Below are 1,356 nucleotides of genomic sequence, written 5' to 3'. Positions count from 1 at the left end.
GGGACGAGGTGTGCGCGCTGCTGGTGGGCGGCGGGTACGCGGAGCGGGTTGTCGTGCCGGCGGGGCAGGTGCTGCCGGTGCCGGCGGGGATGGACGTGGTGACGGCGGCGGCGCTGCCGGAGGTCGTCGCGACGGTGTGGTCGAACGTGGCGATGTGCGCGCATCTGCGGCCGGGGGAGACGCTGTTGGCGCACGGCGGCGGCAGCGGCATCGGCACGATGGCGATCCAGCTGGGCAAGGCGCTCGGCGCGCGGGTGGCGGTGACGGCCGGTAGCGAGGAGAAGCTGTCGCGCTGCGCGGAGTTGGGCGCGGACGTGCTGATCAACTACCGGGAGCAGGACTTCGTCGAGGAGATCCGCAAGGCGACGGACGGGCGCGGCGCGGACGTGATCCTGGACATCATGGGCGCCAAGTACCTGGAGCGGAACGTGGAGGCGCTGGCCGTCAACGGCCGGTTGGCGATCATCGGTCTCCAGGGCGGGGTGAAGGCGGAGCTGAACCTGAACACGTTGCTGCGCAAGCGCGGCGCGGTCATGGCGACGACGCTGCGGTCGCGGCCGGTGGCGGAGAAGGCGGCGATCATCGCGGCGGTGCGGGAGCACGTGTGGCCGCTGGTGGAGAACGGCCGGGTACGGCCGGTGGTGGACCGGCTGGTGCCGATGGCGGACGCGGCGGAGGCGCACCGGGTGCTGGAGAGCAGTGACCATGTCGGCAAGGTGCTGTTGGTCAGGGAGTGAGTCCGGAACACACGGGAACGGAGGAGCCGGGGGTCACCGTAGGTGATGCTTTGCCCCCGGCATGCCATAACTCGTTGTTCATGTGACTCTGGAATCGTTACCCGCCGTGGCCGCGCGGGTGGTGGCCGTGACGGGAGGAGCGGTGCGGTGAAGGCGTACGCGATCGGGCTGCTGCTCGGCGGCGCGCTGCTGCTTCCCGTGACGCAGGCGGCGGCCGCACCGGCGTCGCCGTGGTCGCCGTCGTCGCCTTCCCCCTCGCCGCACGAGCCGCCGTTGATCCTCTGGCCGGTGAGCGGGGGCGGTGGGGAGCAGTCGCCGGAGCCCGTGCCGTCGGTGACGCCGTCGGTGCCGCCGGAGCCGGAGCCCTCGGAGCCCGAGTGGGTCGGTCCCTCGGCGCGGCCGTCCGTGCCGAGCGCGTCGCCGTCGGAGAGCGCGCCGTCGCCGTCGCGGGGGCCGCTGCCGGGTCCGGTGGGGCGGGCGGAGCCGGTGGCGCCGGCCCGTACCGTGCTGCCGCTGCCGGGGCCCACGTGGGTGCCCGCGGCGGGGGACCGGGACCGGCCCGGCAACCACGATCTGTACGCGGACGGCGAGGAGGACCGTGCGGGGGACCGCTCCCGTC

Annotated in this window: 1 protein-coding gene and 1 pseudogene; both read left to right on the top strand. The window is 74.1% G+C overall.

Annotation, left to right across the window (positions count from 1 at the left end):
- The coding region (locus FNX44_RS26910) for an NAD(P)H-quinone oxidoreductase (protein WP_143651572.1) at window positions 1-737 on the top strand (737 nt) is incomplete at its 5' end.
- A gap of 147 nt (window positions 738-884) precedes the next feature.
- A pseudogene (locus tag FNX44_RS26905) lies at window positions 885-1,356 on the top strand (hypothetical protein); the annotation flags it as partial.

The organism is Streptomyces alkaliterrae (assembly GCF_007097205.2).
Classification (GTDB): Bacteria; Actinomycetota; Actinomycetes; order Streptomycetales; family Streptomycetaceae; genus Streptomyces; species Streptomyces alkaliterrae.
Note: the sequence above shows the minus strand (reverse complement) of the source record. Positions and strands in the feature narration are given on the sequence as shown.